Here is a 14,968-nt window from a genome sequence, read left to right on the forward strand (position 1 = left end):
ACCTTGAGTGAGTTTATATTTCTGATAAACCAAAAAAGCCCGGCTATTGCCAGGCTTTTTGTAATTAGAATATAATTTTTATGTGCTTAAAGTACTTTTTCAGCAAGGAGAACGATATTGTTGTCTTTTACTTCTACAACGCCACCATCTACAATCATGCTTTGCTTACCATCTTTAGTGGTAAAGGAAACAGTTCCTTTTGCCAAAGCAGAGACAAGCGGTGCGTGGTTTTTCAATACCTGAAAAGCACCATTTGCTCCCGGAAAGCTTGCCTCAGAGACTTCTCCCTGAAATACTTTTTTATCTGGTGTTACTATCTCTAGTTGCATCTTCATTTTAGTTATTGAGTGAATAGTTATTGGGTTATTAGTAATGTTTTTTGCAAAGACTGATAACTAATAACTGATTTCTAGTCACTTATTTTACTTCAGCAAGCATTTTTTCACCTTTTGCGATGGCATCATCAATGCTACCTACCAAGTTGAATGCTGCTTCTGGCAAATGATCCAATTCACCATCCATGATCATATTGAATCCTTTGATGGTGTCTTTGATATCAACCAACACACCTTTTAGACCAGTAAACTGCTCTGCTACGTGGAATGGCTGAGACAAGAATCTCTGAACTCTTCTAGCTCTATGTACGACTAACTTATCTTCTTCAGAAAGTTCTTCCATACCCAAGATTGCGATGATATCCTGAAGTTCTTTATATCTCTGTAAAATCTCTTTTACTCTCTGAGTACATCCGTAATGCTCTTCACCCAAGATCTCTGGAGAAAGGATTCTAGAAGTAGAATCCAAAGGATCCACAGCAGGATAGATACCCAATTCTGCAATCTTTCTAGAAAGTACAGTGGTAGCATCCAAGTGAGCGAAGGTCGTCGCTGGGGCTGGATCGGTCAAATCATCCGCAGGTACATATACTGCTTGTACAGATGTAATCGAACCATTCTTAGTAGAGGTAATACGTTCCTGCATGGTACCCATTTCAGTTGCCAATGTTGGCTGGTAACCTACCGCTGATGGCATACGTCCAAGAAGTGCAGACACTTCAGAACCTGCCTGTGTAAATCTAAAGATGTTATCAATGAAGAATAGAATGTCTTTACCTGCTCCATCACCTTCACCATCTCTATAATATTCAGCCAAAGTCAATCCTGTCAAGGCTACTCTAGCACGGGCCCCAGGAGGCTCGTTCATTTGGCCAAAAACGAATGTTGCTTTAGACTCTTCTAATTTCTTCAAATCTACTTTGGATAGATCCCATCCACCTTCAGTTTCCAAAGAGTGCACGAAGTCATCACCATAAGTAACGATTCCTGATTCGATCATTTCCCTCAAAAGGTCATTACCTTCACGAGTTCTTTCACCTACACCAGCAAATACAGAAAGGCCTGAATAAGCTTTTGCGATGTTGTTAATCAATTCTTGGATCAATACAGTTTTACCTACTCCGGCACCACCAAAAAGACCAATTTTACCACCTTTTGCATAAGGCTCGATCAAGTCAATAACTTTGATCCCTGTATATAGAACCTCTGTTGCTGTAGAAAGATCTTCAAACTTAGGAGCAGACCTGTGAATTGGAAGTCTTTTTCCTGCAGGAAGTTGTGGAAGACCATCGATAGCTTCTCCAACTACGTTGAAAAGGCGACCTTTGATACCTTCTCCAGTAGGTACAGAAATAGGAGCACCTAGATCGGTTGCCACCATGCCTCTTACCATTCCTTCTGAGGAATCCATTGCAATAGTTCTTACTCTGTCTTCACCCAAGTGCTGTTGAACTTCCAAGATTACTTTTTGACCGTTTTCTTTGGTTATTTCAAGTGCATCAAGGATATTAGGTAATTTACCTCCTTCAAAAGAGATATCCACTACTGGACCAATTACCTGAGTTATTTTACCAAGATTTGCCATTTTTATGTGTTGATGTAAAAAGGGAATGACGCTTTATTAATTAGAGTGCAAAATTAATTATAAAAGCTTAATACCAAAGGATGTTTGGAAATTAAATCGGGTTTTGTTATCCTTTTTGTTACAAACCTTATTTTTTTATAAGATTACTGCGTTTTTTGATGGGAGTCTAACAATCGACGAGCAAAATTAAGTGCTTGAACTATTTTTAGCTGTCACTTTTCGTTGATTTGTGAAATTCATTTAAAAAACCCGTCTTCCGAATAAATATGCCTTAGACCAATATTTATTGTTTAGATTATCCTCAGTTACACCCAGTGAAGTGGAAGAGTGGATAAATAAAACCTGACCTCTGTTGTTGCCAGTGACTATCCCTGCATGGGTGACTTGTCTTTTTCTTTTGCCTGTGGCAAAGAATAATACATCACCTTTCTCTAATTTACTTTCAGAGACTTTCTTCCCAACTTTGCTTTGATCAGCGGAGGTTCTGGGCATTGTCACCCCTACACTTGCAAATGAATGGAAAATCAAGGCAGAGCAATCAATACCAGAACGTGTTGTTCCTCCATATCTATATGGTGTTCCTCGGTATGACTTTGCTGTTTCGACTACTTGATTGATGTTCTGTCTTCGGATTTTTTTGGTGGAAGAGCAAGAAGTTAATTGGATAGTTGATAAAATCAGTATAAAAATGAATAGATTTTTCGTTTGGTAAAATTTTCTTGCTTTTGTACACATTTGTTCTCAAAACTATTTAAATTCAATTATACGTACCAATCTTAAAGTTTCAAAGTCTTAACGTCAAGAAAACCTATAATTATGAAATGGAAAGGAAGTTTTTTTCTCGGGATAATTGTTGTTTTATGTTCATGTGAAGGTAATACCACTATTAATAATAAAAAGTCAAAGAACAATTTTATTATTCATAATGAAAGTGTCTTTCAGGCTAGAAGCCTGAATGGAGACTCCTTGTTTACAAAAATTGATTCTGTAGGACAAAAGGCTCAAATAAAAAACCTTCAGGATGCTGAAAAGGCATATTTGAATGATTCCAACCTTGAGAATTTGATCTGGATAGGTAGAAGAGAGGCTTACTTGGGGATGTATGATTTGGCAATTAGGACATTTACGAAAGCTGTGTCGGAATATCCTGATGCATTCGAACCCCTGAGGCATAGAGGACATAGGTACCTCTCTATCAGAAAATTTGATGAAGCGATCCAAGACTTTGAAAAAGCGGTTTTGCTAATGAAAGGTTCTGAGATTCAAATCGAACAAGATGGAATTCCAAACAAACTCAATACTCCACTGTCGAACGTACAGTTTAATGTTTTGTATCATTTGGGACTTGCACATTATCTCAACGGTGATTGGAATGAGGCTTTGGAAGCTTATGAGGATTGTATGGAAGTGTCAATCAATGATGATCTTATGGTGGCTACGATGGATTGGTACTACATGACATTGATGAAATTGGGTAGGGAGGTAGAGGCAAAAAAGCTGATCAAGCCTGTTAGTAAAGAAATGAATATCATTGAAAACGATGCTTATTTCAAAAGAATTATGATGTATAAAGGAGAAATCAGCCCTGAAAAATTACTGAATGTAGATGAAAAAGCTTCCGATCAGAAGCTTCAATATGTTACTCAAGGTTATGGATTGGGGAATTTTTACCTGACCAAAGGAGATACTGCTATGGCAAAATCAATGTTTCAAAATGTGATAAATACTGGATATTGGTCTGCTTTTGGGTATATTGCATCAGAAATGGAACTGGCAAAATTGTAGTATGAGTAGAGAAGATTTCAAGACACTTACTTTGCAAAAGAAAATACAGAAGCTGTATATCGATGGGACGTTTGTAGTGGCAATTAGATACTATACCCACAAGGTGAATCTGTATCTACTAGGCAATGAATATGTGGAAGTATTTTACAACCACAAGCAAGATCGAATTGACAAAATTGATTTTTTGAATAGAGAACATACCAGAATGAAGTTTTATCTTGATCAGATCAATCTCAAAATCGAAAGTTAAGTACACTTATCAAACACTGGTATTTTAAGTTTGGCTGAAATATAATTCTGTGCTCTCTGAGGTTAAAATTTTATCAATGAGAATTGGGCTTCAAAAAGTTATAAAAGCTTATTTTTTACCCAATAAAAGAAGCTTGTCGTGAATCTTTAATGCCTGAGGGATCAGAAGCTTGTTGTCAATGTTTTTGATAACATAATCACTCAATTGGATTTTCTCTTCTTCAGCCATTTGTTGGTCGATGATGGCATTCAATTGCTCTTCATTTCTATGGGGATCTCTTAAAAGGACTCTATTGATTCTGATCCGAAGGGGAGAACTTACTGTAATTACTCTGTCTAATTCTTTGTATGATCCAGTCTCAAAAAGTAAAGCTGCTTCTTTTAATACATATGGGCTTTCTTGAGATTTAGCCCATTGTTCGAAATCTGATTTGACAGCAGGATGTACAAGACTGTTGATAGTTTTTATATTTTCAATATTTCCAAAAACATTAGAAGCGATAAATTCCCTGTTCAAACTGCCGTCTTCATGGTATGAATTGTTTCCAAACGAATTTTGAATTTGGTCTTTGAGAGCAGGGTCGTTAGACATAAGCCATTTTGCACGGTCATCAGCAAAGTAGATTGGAATTCCAAGAATGGAAAAAATCTTGGCAACTGTTGTTTTTCCAGACCCAATTCCGCCTGTTATACCTATCAAAAATGGTTTGCTATTCATATCTCAATCTGAATATTGAAGGCTCCAATCGGACATTTTCCAAAATAGAAGGTCTAGGATTAACGACAACATTGATTGTAGAGTCTTCTCTGTTTCTATTATTGTAATTCAATACCGCTTCAAATTCAAACTTTTTGAGTTCCTCGACTTTTCTTTCGTCAATTAAATAATACATCATGATATTATTTGGTTCCTGAAGTAGGCTTACATTTTCAGGAAAATTCGATTTATTAAGCTTCAGGCGTTTGTTGCCTTCCAAAAACTGGACAATATCAAACTTTACGTGTACACTTTCTTCTTGGAGCTGTAAGAAATCTTCCAAATCATTTGGAATAGATATCGGGATGATTTTATTGAAATTTTTATTGATTTTGTCTTCGTTCAGCTTTATTTTCAATGAACCATCGAGCTTTTCTAGTGCAGAAGTAGGACCTTTCAAGTCAATAGTTGATGGGTCGATATTGATTTCTCCGTCTATTCTGAAGTTGTTAGCCAATGCAAAAGAAGAAGAGTCTATTTCTACTTTGATTTTTCTGGTGACAATTTTATCAATTTTGAAATGGATTGTGTCAGAAACCATGGACACGAGTGTCGTAGGGCTGATATTTTCAGCAAGACTTCTCCTTACCTCAGAGGTTAAGATGTAGTTTTTTGTAGAGGGATTATTGATTTCTATTAAGAACGGGTTTTCGTTAATGTTGAAATATTTCCTCAATAAATCCCAGCCATTTCCATTTATTTCGATTTTGACTTTTTTGGGAAGCTGTTCGACTGCCATGAATTCTTCCGTGTCAAAAATTATATCTATGGGGTAATCCACAACGGTATTGTAATTGTCCTTGTTGAGGGCATTTAAAAACCAGAAAGTGGCAGCTGCAAGAAAACACAGGGCTACCACTTTCATGTTTGCAACTTTTCTAGGGTTGGCAGAAGAAAAGAATTTTTTCAGTTTTGTCAAGGGACAATTTATTTTGTTCCGTTTGCTCTTTTGGTGAAGTCCAATGAGATTGCGGACTTTTCAACTTTTATTTTGAAACCTTTGTCAAGGTCAAGGGTGATCGTGTCGCCATCTATTGAGTAGATTTTTCCGTGAATACCTCCTATTGTTACGACATTGTCTCCTTTTTTGATTTCTTCAAGAAAGTTTTTAGAGTCTTTTTGTTTTTTCTGTTGTGGTCTGATCATGAAGAAATACATGATCAAAATGATGGATCCGAATAGAAATACTTGACCCATGATGCCACTACCAGCACCTTCTGCTTGCAATAAAATAAAATTGTTCATAATTACTTTTTGATAGGACCTAATTGTCCTTCAGCACTGGCTGTTGTTTTTGGTGTTACATTTCCTTTAAGTCTCAATCTATTTACGCTTGGATTGGTATTGGCCTGAATAGATACTGTAGGAGCTTGTGTTCCTGGTTTACCAGTTGAGTTGAATGATACTTTGATGAACCCTGAGTCACCTGGTTTTATAGGTGTTTTTGAATAATCAGGAGTTGTACATCCGCATGAAGCGGTCACATTGGAAATTACCAAAGGAGCCTGACCTTCGTTGACAAAGTTGAATACATGATCCACAGTCTTCCCTTCGGCTATCGTGCCAAAATCAAATTCAACGTCCTCAAATTTAAACTGACCTAAAGTGGAAGGATCGGCAGCAGCAGTTGTCTGAACATTGGCAGGTACTGCTGGAGTTTTTGTCTCCATTTGGGCGATTTTTTGTTCAAGTTGAGCTATTTTTTCTGATTGATCATTATTGTTACAACTGGAAACTGTCATGGCTCCCATTAACAGCAATGCCGATAAATTTAAATACTTCATATTTAATTGATTAATTTGCTTCCTGATTAATTTGTTCAATAAGTTTGTTGACATCACTTAGAAGGTTTTCAGCTTTATTTTTCGCATCAGTGATCACTCTATTTCCCTCCGATTTAGCTTCATTGTGAGGCATGTTCTTACCTTCTTTCAGATCTCTCACAAGCTCTTCCAGTTCCTCTTTGTATCTAGACAATTTGTAGGTTAATTTATCTCGGGTGTTTTTTCCTGAATCTGGGGCAAATAGAACCCCTAAGGCTGCACCGATACTGGCTCCAGCCATTAACATGATCCAATTGTTCGTATTTTTGCTCATTGCTTTATTTTTATTTGTTATCCAAAAGGCCTCTTCCACTTTTCTTGATTTCACCATTCTCCATCATCTCTTTTGAGAGCACATCCAACAAGCCGTTTACGAATTGCTTGCTTTTTGGTGTGCTATAAGTCTTGGAAATATCGATGTATTCATTGATACTTACTTTGACGGGAATGCTAGGGAATTCTTTCATCTCTGTGATTGCCATAGACATGATGATTTTGTCTGTAAATGCGATCCTTTCGATATCCCAATTTTGTGTTTTGTTGGCGATCAACTCTTTGTTGATGTCCTCATTTTCGATTGTCAAGTTAAAGATATTTTGGAAGAATTCCTTATCATCTTCCCAGTTCATTGCTATTTCAGGAAGTAATTCAGCCCCTTCTTCAAGTTGTTCGTAGACATTTTTGATCACTTTGCCTGCAAGGCTTCGTACGACAGATTTGTTTTCTGTCCAATTCATGTCTTTTTCAGAGAAGAAATTCAAGATTACTTCATTTTTGAAGATGATTTTCTTCAATATTGATTCCAAAATATTAAAATCATCCGCTCGACTTGGTTGATCGATTTTGATGTATTCTTGATATTGCTCGGAAGGTTTAATGTATTGTCTAAACCAATCTTTGATTTCCAATTCCAAATCATCCAACAATGCGTCGTGTCGAATGATGGCTGTTTCGAATTCGGGTAAAGTCTTTAACTTTTCTAGAATAACGTTCTTTGCAAAGTTAAGTTCACCGCTTGTAGAGACTACTTGTTCAGTAGATAATTTTCTTTTTCTTTCTGCTTCATTTTTCACATGATCGCCAAAAGCAATCAGCAATTGAATGGAGTTAAGATAGAGTTGGGGAATAAGTTCGGCAGAGCTGATCATGTTTTTCAGCAGAAAATCATAATCCTTTTCGTTTGCTTTGTGGAAAGCATTGATCGCTTTGATGGCTTCTGATTTGATTTTGACAGTGACTTCTTGCTGGGATACAAGGGCTTTACTTTTTAGGTTTTTTGAAAAAAGTGAAACACAGATTTCAGCATCTTTTTTGAGCTGCACTTTGTCCTGCGTTTCCATGCTGTTTAAATCAGGAAGAAATGCTTCTTTTATTTGATCTTTGGCAAGATTGAAATTAGAGGCTTTGCACAACTCATATGCATAGAGATTTTGGAAAGCCTTAACTCTGAGTATTCTTCTGTTTAACATACCTAATTTTAAAGAACGTAAATATAAATAATTTAGACTAAGGTTTTGTGATGGACTCGTCTATTGCCATCAGATAATGTGTAAATCCACCTGATAGAGGTTTATGAGACTCTGATCAGGCGGAATATTTTTTTGTTATGTTTTTAATAAGGAAGCTTAACTTTTCCCATTGCTTCGATTCTGCTCCAAGCCATTTCTATGGCAGCTTGCTGAGAAGGGATATTCTCTACGGCTGATTTGTCCAAGATAGCGGTTGTGATATCGTAAATTTTTTCAGCATGCAAATATGTAGATTCTCTGTTGTATCCTCCCATAAATTCAGCACAAACATTTATCAAGCCACCAGAATTGATCAAGAAGTCAGGTGCATAAATCACACCTTTTTCCAAGAGGATCTTTCCATGTCTTTCTTCATCTTTCAATTGGTTGTTGGCTCCACCTGCTACAACTTTGCATTTCAATCTGTCGATGGTGTCGTCGTTGATCGTGGCACCTAGCGCACAAGGCGAATAGATATCCATATCAAAATCATATACCATATTTGGATCAATTGGGGTTGCTCCTGTTGCTTTGGCTACTTCTATTAATTTGTCCTCGTAGATATCAGTAATAAAGACTTCAGCATTTTCTTTTGTCAAATGCGAAACCAAATACTTTCCTACTTGACCAATTCCTTGAACAAGAATTCTCTTTCCTGTCAATGAATCCGATCCATAAGCTTTTTTGGCTGCAGCTTTCATCCCCAAGTATGTTCCGTATGCAGTTACTGGAGAAGGATCTCCACCGCCACCACGAACTTCAGGAAGTCCAGTAACATATTTTGTTTCCATTGCGATATATTCCATATCGCTGGTTTTCATGTTTACATCTTCAGCAGTAATATATCTTCCACCAAGACTATTTACAAATCGGCCAAATCTTCGAAGATAAGCTTCATTTTTTAGCTTTGGGTCACCTATGATTACCGCTTTTCCTCCGCCTAAGTTCAATCCTGAGATCGCAGCTTTGAAAGTCATGCCTCTAGAAAGTCTCAAGACATCCGTAATCGCTTCTGCCTCTGATGCATAATTCCACATCCTAGTCCCGCCTAGCGCTGGGCCGAGGACAGTGTTGTGAATACCAATAATTGCCTTCAGCCCTGTTGGCTCATCATAGCAGATGACCAATTGCTCATGACCTAAGGAAGTGATCTGTCCATAGATTGATCCTTCTCTTACTTTTTCCCCAGTATTAATCTCTACCATTTGAACTTGGAAATTTATATTGTGTTATATTTGGGATTGATGTGACGTAAACTCCGGTGCAAAATTATATATTTTTCTCGGGCTTTACCAATGCAATTAAAAGAGTTAAATAAAACTAATCAAGAGATTTAAAAGTTTTTATTTCGTGAAACCACTTTGGCGCTTAAATAAATATTTGTTAAAATATAAGGGTTACCTCTTGTTGGGGATCTTATTTACTATCATTTCCAATATATTTGTAATTATTCCTGCCCAACTAGTCAGAATTGCAATAGATTATGTGGTAGAGAGTTTTGCTTATTATCAGGTTTTTAGTGAAGGGGATTTGAGTGTTGTCGCCCGATCATCCTTCCTAAAATTCATTTTTATTTTTGGAGTGCTGATACTTATCATGGCGCTTCTTAGAGGTTTTTTCCTTTTTCTTATTCGTCAGACCATTATTATCTTTTCTAGATTGGTTGAATTTGACATGAAAAACGAAATTTTTGACCATTATCAAAAATTGCCCCTCAGCTTTTACAGGAAAAATAGTACCGGTGATCTTATGGCTAGAATCACCGAAGATGTCAGCAGAGTGAGAATGTATCTTGGTCCTGCTATTATGTATGGATTGAATTTAATTGTGCTTTTCCCATTGGTGATAGGTTATATGCTTAGTGTCAATGTAGAACTTACTTTATATTCTCTTTTGCCACTTCCAGTGCTATCCATCAGTATTTATTTTGTCAATAATCTTATAAATGAGCGCTCCGAAAAAATCCAGAGGAGTTTGTCCGGATTGAGCACTTTTGTGCAAGAGTCTTTTTCGGGAATTCGAGTATTGAAGGCTTTCGTGAGAGAAGATGATAGCGCAAATGATTTTAGGAAAGCAAGTGAAGATTACAAGGATAAGTCAATCCGTCTTACATTGGTGCAATCGCTTTTTTATCCATTGATTCTTGCTTTGATTGGAATTAGCACCATCCTGACAGTATATATTGGAGGTATGCAAGTCATTGATGGCACTATAGGATATGGTGTGATTGCGGAATTTATCCTTTATGTAAATATGCTTACTTGGCCTGTAACTTCGCTTGGATGGGTGACAAGTATCATCCAGAGAGCAGCAGCTTCGCAGACCAGAATTAACGAATTCATGGACGAGAAGAATGATATCTTAAGTACAGAAAAATTAGATACTTTTATAAAAGGGGATATTAAGGTAGAAAATGTGTCTTTTGTCTATCCGGATTCAGGCATCAAAGCTTTGCAAAATGTTTCTTTTGACATTCAGGCTGGGGAGAGTTTGGCCATCATAGGGACTACTGGTTCTGGTAAATCTACGATAGCCAATCTTTTGATGAGAATGTACGATGTGTCCTCAGGGCAAATTAGCATCGATGATCGTAGAATCGAAACCTATGATATCGCTTCATTGAGGAAACAAATTGGATTTGTTCCACAGGATGTTTTTCTTTTCAGTGATACCATTGCCAACAATATTGGTTTTGGATTAGATGAGATCCCAAATGGAATCGTAGAGAAAGCAGCTAAAGATGCAGATGTTTATGCAAATATCATTGATTTTCCAAAAGGATTCGAAACCAAATTGGGGGAGCGTGGAATTACACTTTCCGGTGGGCAAAAACAAAGGGTGTCGATCGCAAGAGCGATAGCTAAAGAACCAAGTATTTTGCTTTTGGATGATTGTCTATCTGCTGTGGATACCAAGACCGAGAACTCAATACTCAATGCTCTCAAGAAAATAATGGTAGATAGAACCTCCATAATTATTTCACATAGGGTATCCTCAGCCAAACTTGCTGATAAGATCATAGTGCTTGATGATGGTAAACTCGTCGAGCAAGGGACACATCAAGACCTTATGAATAAAAAAGGTGTATATGCAGAGCTGTATGAAAAACAGACCCAAAACAATGAAATAATTGATGAGTAGTAAATTCATAGTATGTTGGTAAACCCAAAAGTCTAAAATTTTTGAAAAACATTTGTAAATTGGGAATCATTTTAAACAATAATATTTATGACAGCTAAAAAAAGTAGCTTCGAGGAAGTGGAAAATATCCTGCAGGATATAGGAACAAAAATAGAAGAGTTGATAGAAAAAGCTGCTGAAGTAAGTGGCGAGGCTAAAGTAGAAGTAGAAAGAAAAATCAAAGAGTTAAAAGACAAGGAAACTACTATCGCTGCGGAATTTCAAAAAGGCAAGGAGAAAGCAGAAAAACTATACGAAGAAAAGAAATCTGAAATTGAGCCTAATTTGAAAAAGTCTAAAACACATTTTAAAAACGCCTTCAAACAGCTTGCCGCAGCATTCAAAACATTGTTTCAAAAAGGTTAAGAACATCATTTTATCAAAGAATACAGTAAAATTTTCCAAGGTTAGCATCCTATCGTTACCAAGTACTTGATAATATCAAATCCAGACTTTTAATTATAAATAACTGGAAAACAAACAACTAACTAGGTTTAGCTCGAGTTTCAAAGTTTGAAAGCTTTGAAAATTCAGGATTATCACAAAATTTATTTCTACAATCTTTAATTCCCCTATCTTTGCGGGATGAATTACCTATCTGTAGAAAATCTCAGCAAGTCATTTGGCGAGCGCAAACTTTTTCAAAATATATCATTTGGTCTTGACCAAGGGCAAAAAGTAGCATTAGTCGGAATCAATGGTGCAGGAAAGTCCACTTTGATGAAAATCATCATGGGCATAGAAGTCCCTGATTCTGGACAAGTAGCCATCAATCAGCAAGTGAAAGTAGCTTATGTGCATCAAAACCCTGTTTTTTCAGGTGAATTGAGTATTTATCAAACTATATTTGATGGAAGCAGCAATGAGACACTCAAAGTGATTGAGGATTACCATAAAGCGATGCTGGATTCTGAAAACGGAAAGGATAATTCAGATCTTTTGCAGACTATTTTTGAAAAGATGGATCAGCTTGAAGCTTGGGACTTTGAGTATCAGGTAAAGGAAGTTTTGGGCAAATTGGGACTGCATGACACGGATATTTCTGTAGGGAATCTCAGTGGTGGACAGAGAAAACGTGTTGCGTTGGCAAAAGCCATTTTGGAAAAACCAGATTTACTACTTCTTGATGAACCGACCAACCATTTGGATTTAGAGACCATTGAATGGTTGGAAGAATACCTTTCCAAAGCCAATCTTGCTTTGTTCATGGTGACTCACGATAGGTACTTTTTGGAAAAAGTGACGAATCAGATCCTTGAATTGGACAATGGCAGTATCCATCGTTACATGGGTAATTATGGCTATTTCTTGGAGAAAAAGGCAGAAAGAAGAGAAATCGAAGCTACAGAATTGGACAAGGCAAAAAGCTTGTATAAAAAAGAGTTGGACTGGATCAGAAGACAGCCAAAAGCTAGAAGTACAAAAGCAAAATATAGAGTGGATGCCTTTGAAGAAACGAAAGAGAAAGCATTCAACAAAAGAGAGGAAAGAGAGATCGAACTTTCTGTCACTTCACAAAGACTGGGAAACAAGATCATTGAGATCGAGAAACTGAACAAATCTTATGATGACAAAAAAATTGTAGAGAATTTTAGTTACACCTTTAAGAAAGGGGATAAAATCGGGATTGTAGGTCCAAATGGAGCTGGGAAGACCACATTTTTGAACATGATTACGGGTGCTTTGGAGCCTGATAGTGGAAAAGTCGGCATTGGGCAGACGACAGCTTTTGGATACTATAGGCAAGAAGAAGGCTCTTTTGATGAAGAAAAGAGAATTCTTGATATCGTAAAGGAAGTAGCTGAAGTAGTAACAGTAGCTGGTGGTGCTACAATCACAGTTGCTCAATTTTTGAATAAATTCGGTTTTCCACCAAAGCAACAACATACTCCTGTATCCAAACTAAGTGGAGGGGAAAGAAGGAGATTGCAGCTATTGATGATCTTGATCAAGAGTCCTAATTTCCTGATCCTCGATGAACCAACCAATGATTTGGATATCGTGACTTTGAACACACTAGAAGAATTCTTGGATAATTTCCCGGGCTGTTTGATTATTGTTTCCCATGATAGGTATTTTATGGACAGGTTGGTTGATCACCTTTTCGTTTTTGAAGGAGAAGGTCAGATCAAAGATTTCCCTGGGAACTATACCGATTTCAGAGAGTGGGAAAAAGAAAGCAAGCTATTGCAAAAAGATGAAAAGCCGGTAAAAGAAGAGAAAAAGGAACAAGTTTCCAATGCTTCAAATGAATCAAAGCCAAAAGCGAGTTTCAAAGAGAAGAAGGAGTTTGAGGAATTGACAAAGAAAATAGAAACATTGAATACAGAGAAAGCCAAGATCGTGGATTTGATAACTATTGGCACTGAAGATCATCAAAAATTAATGGATTGGTCCAATAGGATTCAGGAAATTGACAACGAAGTAGAAAATTTGGAGTTGAGATGGTTGGAATTGAGCGAATTGGAGGGGATTGAATAAATTATTAAATTGAGATATGAAATATTTTGATTTACATGATATTGATAAAAAACGTCATTCTTCTGTTAGAAAACATTTGCTGTGGGAATTTGATTTGAAAGATTTTGACTTTCAGAAATCAAAGGACATTGTAATAGAGAGAGTCGTGCAAAGAGGTGATAAGGATGATTGGTTAAGTGTCTTTAATCTATATGGCGTTGATGTCGTGAAAAATTCAATTAGGAATATCAAATACCTCAATCCTAAAGATCTCAATTTTGTAGTTTGGGTACTTGAAATACCAAAAGAAGAAATGAAATGCTTCAAAATAAGGATTTTAATTAATCCAAATTTAGAATCATTTTCCTGTCCCCTTCTTCATATTTTTCAATAGCATAGCGAAGCATTGTACGAGGCATTTTGTCAATATACTTTAAGACAAAATCTCTTGCAATGTCAAGATCCCTGTTGCCGATTTCCCTCAGCATCCAACCGACGGCTTTATGGATAAGGTTATGAGGATGGTTGAGAAGTATTTCTGCCAGTTGAAGAGTAGTATGAAAATCATTCCTTTTGATAAAATAAAAAGTGCTCATTATTGAAATCCTCTGATCCCAGAGATTGTTGGCATGAGCTAGCTCGAACAGTAAATCTCTGTTTTTGTCAAACAGCCATGCACCCAAAATTTGAAAAGCAGAACTATCCACGAGATCCCAATTATTCACACCAGCTTTGTTTTTCAGGTAAAAGCCTACCCACTTTTCTTTTTCAATAATGGACTTTGATTTTTCATATTTCAGCACAAGCATAAAAATACTCGTCAATCTCACTTCATGAAAAGGAGAATGAATCAGTTTCTGAAGTTCTGATGCATTGATATCTTTCCAATAGGTCTTGGCAATTTTTCGTTGAAAAGGGACTGTTACGCCCAAAAACAAATCACCTTCAGCATATTGTCCTTTTCCTGTTTTGAAAAAATGAGGGAAAAATTCAGCCTTTTCAGGTAAGGCAACTTCTTTTAAGTCCGATACAATTTGTGCTGTGAGTTTCATCGAGGTTTTTAAAGATTTTCACACTAATATCAAATCAGGGATTGAAGTTAAGGTATATATTTCGCAAAAAGGTGGAGATTGGTTGAGTTTCGATGGATTAATAGCTAATTGTTAAACGTTAAAGTGGGTTAGATAAAGGGTTTGAGGTTAAAGAGTTTAAAGTGTTAATGTTTGTTTCGAAGAATTCTAGGGCGTTAATCGTTAAGGGGCCAAAATTCTCTTTGCGTTCCATAG

At 36.7% G+C, this 14,968-nt stretch carries 17 protein-coding genes; 6 read left to right on the forward strand and 11 right to left on the reverse strand.

Annotated features, from left to right (window positions below; translation table 11 throughout):
- Nucleotides 1-86 precede the first annotated feature (86 nt).
- The 3 genes from atpC to MM236_RS06045 all read right to left on the reverse strand — a co-directional run bounded on the left by atpC (nucleotide 87) and on the right by MM236_RS06045 (nucleotide 2,655).
- Entirely contained in the window at nucleotides 87-329 is a 243-nt protein-coding gene (atpC, locus tag MM236_RS06035; protein ID WP_241274172.1) for an ATP synthase F1 subunit epsilon, read from the reverse strand.
- Nucleotides 330-417: 88 nt separating this feature from the next.
- Nucleotides 418-1,920, reverse strand: a complete 1,503-nt coding sequence (gene atpD, locus MM236_RS06040) for a F0F1 ATP synthase subunit beta (protein ID WP_014771203.1) — start codon at nucleotides 1,918-1,920, stop codon at nucleotides 418-420.
- A gap of 240 nt (nucleotides 1,921-2,160) precedes the next feature.
- Nucleotides 2,161-2,655 (reverse strand): C40 family peptidase, encoded by a 495-nt coding sequence (locus MM236_RS06045; RefSeq protein WP_241274046.1) that lies wholly within the window; start codon nucleotides 2,653-2,655, stop codon nucleotides 2,161-2,163.
- A gap of 81 nt (nucleotides 2,656-2,736) precedes the next feature.
- Here MM236_RS06045 and MM236_RS06050 point away from each other — a divergent pair, with 81 nt between their 5' ends.
- Together MM236_RS06050 and MM236_RS06055 are read left to right on the forward strand one after the other, a co-directional pair.
- A complete protein-coding gene (locus MM236_RS06050; RefSeq protein ID WP_241274047.1) occupies nucleotides 2,737-3,705 on the forward strand; it encodes a tetratricopeptide repeat protein in 969 nt (322 codons plus the stop codon).
- Between the two features lies 1 nt (nucleotide 3,706).
- Nucleotides 3,707-3,955 carry a hypothetical protein gene (locus tag MM236_RS06055; protein WP_241274048.1) on the forward strand — a complete coding sequence of 83 codons (249 nt, stop codon included), beginning with the start codon at nucleotides 3,707-3,709 and terminating at the stop codon, nucleotides 3,953-3,955.
- A gap of 108 nt (nucleotides 3,956-4,063) precedes the next feature.
- Here MM236_RS06055 and coaE read toward each other — a convergent pair whose 3' ends face one another.
- The 7 genes from coaE to MM236_RS06090 form a co-directional block, all read right to left on the reverse strand.
- The gene (gene coaE, locus MM236_RS06060) at nucleotides 4,064-4,672 is read right to left on the reverse strand and encodes a dephospho-CoA kinase (protein ID WP_241274049.1); all 609 of its coding nucleotides are present in this window, start codon (nucleotides 4,670-4,672) and stop codon (nucleotides 4,064-4,066) included.
- Nucleotides 4,665-5,630 carry a YbbR-like domain-containing protein gene (locus MM236_RS06065; RefSeq protein ID WP_241274050.1) on the reverse strand — a complete coding sequence of 322 codons (966 nt, stop codon included), beginning with the start codon at nucleotides 5,628-5,630 and terminating at the stop codon, nucleotides 4,665-4,667. Before MM236_RS06065 ends, coaE begins: the two co-directional genes overlap by 8 nt.
- 8 nt (nucleotides 5,631-5,638) lie before the next feature.
- Nucleotides 5,639-5,956 carry a preprotein translocase subunit YajC gene (yajC, locus tag MM236_RS06070; protein ID WP_241274051.1) on the reverse strand — a complete coding sequence of 106 codons (318 nt, stop codon included), beginning with the start codon at nucleotides 5,954-5,956 and terminating at the stop codon, nucleotides 5,639-5,641.
- A 2-nt stretch (nucleotides 5,957-5,958) separates the two neighbouring features.
- The gene (locus MM236_RS06075) at nucleotides 5,959-6,495 is read right to left on the reverse strand and encodes a DUF1573 domain-containing protein (RefSeq protein ID WP_241274052.1); all 537 of its coding nucleotides are present in this window, start codon (nucleotides 6,493-6,495) and stop codon (nucleotides 5,959-5,961) included.
- A gap of 10 nt (nucleotides 6,496-6,505) precedes the next feature.
- Nucleotides 6,506-6,808, reverse strand: a complete 303-nt coding sequence (locus MM236_RS06080; RefSeq protein ID WP_241274053.1) for a YtxH domain-containing protein — start codon at nucleotides 6,806-6,808, stop codon at nucleotides 6,506-6,508.
- Nucleotides 6,809-6,818: 10 nt separating this feature from the next.
- On the reverse strand, nucleotides 6,819-8,003 hold the full coding sequence (gene nusB / locus MM236_RS06085; RefSeq protein ID WP_241274054.1) for a transcription antitermination factor NusB: 1,185 nt from the start codon (nucleotides 8,001-8,003) through the stop codon (nucleotides 6,819-6,821).
- Between the two features lie 143 nt (nucleotides 8,004-8,146).
- Complete coding sequence (locus MM236_RS06090) at nucleotides 8,147-9,247, reverse strand: Glu/Leu/Phe/Val family dehydrogenase (protein WP_241274055.1); 1,101 nt, start codon at nucleotides 9,245-9,247, stop codon at nucleotides 8,147-8,149.
- A gap of 145 nt (nucleotides 9,248-9,392) precedes the next feature.
- On the opposite strand from MM236_RS06090, the gene MM236_RS06095 reads away from it, so the two are divergent.
- The 4 genes from MM236_RS06095 (at nucleotide 9,393) to MM236_RS19840 (ending at nucleotide 14,076) form a co-directional block, all read left to right on the forward strand.
- Entirely contained in the window at nucleotides 9,393-11,183 is a 1,791-nt protein-coding gene (locus tag MM236_RS06095) for an ABC transporter ATP-binding protein (protein ID WP_241274056.1), read from the forward strand.
- An 87-nt stretch (nucleotides 11,184-11,270) separates the two neighbouring features.
- Entirely contained in the window at nucleotides 11,271-11,588 is a 318-nt protein-coding gene (locus tag MM236_RS06100; RefSeq protein WP_241274057.1) for a hypothetical protein, read from the forward strand.
- 219 nt (nucleotides 11,589-11,807) lie between these two features.
- Nucleotides 11,808-13,703 carry an ABC-F family ATP-binding cassette domain-containing protein gene (locus MM236_RS06105; protein WP_241274058.1) on the forward strand — a complete coding sequence of 632 codons (1,896 nt, stop codon included), beginning with the start codon at nucleotides 11,808-11,810 and terminating at the stop codon, nucleotides 13,701-13,703.
- 16 nt (nucleotides 13,704-13,719) lie between these two features.
- Entirely contained in the window at nucleotides 13,720-14,076 is a 357-nt protein-coding gene (locus tag MM236_RS19840; RefSeq protein WP_439648010.1) for a DUF6922 domain-containing protein, read from the forward strand.
- Here the strand turns inward: MM236_RS19840 and MM236_RS06110 are convergent.
- Nucleotides 14,024-14,734, reverse strand: coding sequence for a DNA alkylation repair protein (locus MM236_RS06110; protein WP_241274059.1), 711 nt, complete (start codon nucleotides 14,732-14,734; stop codon nucleotides 14,024-14,026). The genes MM236_RS19840 and MM236_RS06110 overlap by 53 nt on opposite strands.
- Nucleotides 14,735-14,968: the final 234 nt, after the last annotated feature.

Source organism: Belliella calami, assembly GCF_022549695.1.
GTDB lineage: Bacteria > Bacteroidota > Bacteroidia > Cytophagales > Cyclobacteriaceae > Belliella > Belliella calami.